Raw genomic sequence first — 2,882 nt, forward strand, 5'->3', positions numbered from 1 at the left:
CCAGCACGATCGCCGCGCCGATGCCCTCGTCGGCCCAGAGCAGCACGAAGTCCTGATGGCCCTGGGCGGCGCCGTGCGCCTGCTCGGCCAGCGCGACGAGGTTGACGTTGTTCTCCACGTCCACCGGCACGCCCAGGCCCGCGCTGAGGGCGGGCACCAGGTCGGGGATCTGCCAGCCGGGCACGTCCTTGGCCGCGGCGTACCCGAGCCTGCCGGTGGACGGGTCGATCGCGGCCTGCACGCCGATCACGACCCTGCGCAGCTTGTCCGGCGGGTTCGCGCCCCGCAGGGCGGCGTCGAGGCGGTCCACGAGCTCGCCGTGGGGCCGGCGCGGGGTCGGCAGCGTGTGCTCGCCGACGATCGCGCCGGTGATGTCGGCCACCTTGGCCTCGATCCGGTCCGGGGTGACGTCGAGCGCGGCCACGTACGCCGCCGCCGGGTTGATGCGGTAGACCTCGGCCGTACGCCCGGGCAGGCCCTCCCTGATGCCGTCGAGCACGACCAGCCCCGCCTCCTGCAACCGGGAGAGCAGTTGAGATGCTGTCGGCTTGGACAGCCCGGTCAGCGTGCCGATCTCGGGGCGCGTCAGCGGGCCGCGTTCGAGGAGGGCCTGCAGGGCGGCGCGATCATTGATGGCGCGTAGCAGACTAGGGGTCCCCGGGACCGGACCGCTCACGAATGGATCTCCTTGCTAGCGAGTTAGGAAAGTTTCCTAACTCGGAACATAAGGAGTTGGCCCGTGCCGGTCAAGGGGTGAGACCAAGACGTAACAGGAGGGGATCGGGAGGAAAGAGATGGGAGTGCCTCTACAGGCATGCTAATGTCGTCGTTTGTCGTAACAACAAGCAGAATGGCCCGGAGTGTCCCATTAACCACAATAATGGTCAGGCGGCAACTCGTCAAACAGAGCTCGCCAGGGAGCAGGCGTACGTCACCCGACTCTACGACCGCCTCGACGAGCTGCGCGAGCGTACCCAGCGACAGCTCAAGGAGGTCCTGGCCGCGGGGGCCGTCGGCACGATGCAGAACAGGTCGGAGCGCGACACGTTCGCCGAGATGTACGCCACCAGACTCGCGCGGCTCTGGGCGGTCGAGCGCGGCCTGGTTTTCGGTCGCCTCGATCACGTCGACGAGGGCCGGCTGTACATCGGCAAGATCGGCATGACCGACGACGAGCAGATGCGGCTGCTCATCGACTGGCGGGCGCCGGTGGCGCAGCCGTTCTACCGCGCCACGCCGGCCGCGCCGATGGGCGTGACCAGGCGCCGCCACCTGCAGACCAAGGGCCGCACCGTGGTCGTCGTCGACGACGACCTGCTCGACCTCGACTCGCTCACCGACGACGACCGCGCCACGCTCAACGGCGAGGCCGCGCTGCTGGCCGCGCTCGACGAGCGGCGCACGGGCCGCATGCGCGACATCGTCGCCACCATCCAGGGCGAGCAGGACCGCGTCATCCGCAGCGACCTGAACGGCGTGCTGGTCGTGCAGGGCGGCCCCGGCACCGGCAAGACCGTCGTGGCCCTGCACCGCGCCGCGTACCTGCTCTACACCCACCGCGAACGCCTCGAGCGCCGCGGCGTGCTCATCCTCGGGCCCAACCTCACCTTCCTGCGCTACATCGAGCAGGTCCTGCCCTCGCTGGGCGAGACCGACGTGCTGCTGTCCACGGTCGGGGAGCTGTACCCCGGCGTGACCGCCGCCGCCAGGGAACGCCCCGAGGTGGCCGCGCTCAAGGGCGACCTGCGCATGGCCGAGGTGATCGCCAAGGCCGTGCGCGACCGGCAGCGGGTGCCGCGCAAACCCGTCGACCTCACCATCGGGCGCATCACGCTCACCATCGACCAGTCCATGCTCGAGGCCGCCAGGAACAAGGCCACCCGGTCCCGCCGCCCGCACAACCAGGCCCGCGCCGTGTTCGTGCGCTCGCTGCTCAACGCCCTGGCCAGGCAGCAGGCCCGCAAGATCGGCAAGGGGCTCATCGACGAGGAGGAGCTGGCCGATCTGCGCGAGGAGCTGCGCACTGAGCCGGTGGTCAAGTCCGCGCTCAACCGGCTGTGGCCGTACCTGACGCCGCAGCGGCTCCTGCTCGGCCTGTACGGCTCCCCGGAGCGCCTCGGGTACGCGGCCTCGGGGCTGAGCCCGGAGGAACGCGCGCTGCTGCGGCGCGACGGCGGGGAGTGGACCGAGTCGGACGTGCCGCTGCTGGACGAGGCCGCCGAGCTGCTCGGCGAGATCGACGAACAGGTGCTGCGCGCCACCGCGATGCAGGCCGAAGAGGAGCTGGCCGCCGCCAGGCAGGCCGAGGAGCGCGAGCGCGAGGCCGAACTCGCCTACGCCCGCGAGGTCCTGGAGCTGACCGGGCTGTCCGACGTCATGGAGGCCGAGCGCCTGGCCGAGCGCCAGCGCGGCGAGGGCCCCTACCTCACCACCGCCGAACGCGCCGCGGCCGACCGCACGTGGGCCTACGGACACGTGATCGTGGACGAGGCGCAGGAGCTGTCGCCGATGGCGTGGCGGGCGGTCATGCGGCGGTGCCCGACGCGGTCGATGACCATCGTCGGGGACATCGCGCAGACCGGGTCGGCCGCCGGGGCGCGGTCGTGGGAGGAGGTCCTCGACCCGTACGTGGCCGGGCGGTGGCGGCAGGAGCGGCTCACCGTCAACTACCGCACGCCGGTGGAGCTGATGGCGGTGGCCGCCCGCGTCCTGGCCACCATCGACCCCGCGTTGCGGGCTCCGACCTCTGTGCGCGAAGCAGGCGTGGAGCCGTGGTCGGCGCCGCTGTCGGCGCTGCCGGAGCTGGCCAAGGCCGAGGTCGGGGAGGGCGGCAAGGTCGCCGTGGTGGTGCCTGACGCGCTGCTGGAGCCGCTGGGCGCCGA

2 protein-coding genes are annotated in these 2,882 nt (G+C 71.7%); one reads left to right on the top strand and one right to left on the bottom strand.

Annotated elements, in window-relative coordinates:
- Positions 1 to 676, bottom strand: a 676-nt coding sequence (locus tag AB0J09_RS61290) for an ROK family transcriptional regulator (protein WP_360713248.1), incomplete at its 3' end; no start/stop codon positions are given.
- Positions 677 to 1,020: 344 nt separating this feature from the next.
- On the opposite strand from AB0J09_RS61290, the gene AB0J09_RS61295 reads away from it, so the two are divergent.
- Positions 1,021 to 2,882: helicase (locus tag AB0J09_RS61295; RefSeq protein WP_360713249.1), on the top strand; the 1,862-nt coding region annotated here is incomplete at its 3' end.

The sequence above is a fragment of the Nonomuraea sp. NPDC049784 genome, from assembly GCF_040659615.1.
In the GTDB taxonomy this organism is placed as follows: Bacteria; Actinomycetota; Actinomycetes; order Streptosporangiales; family Streptosporangiaceae; genus Nonomuraea.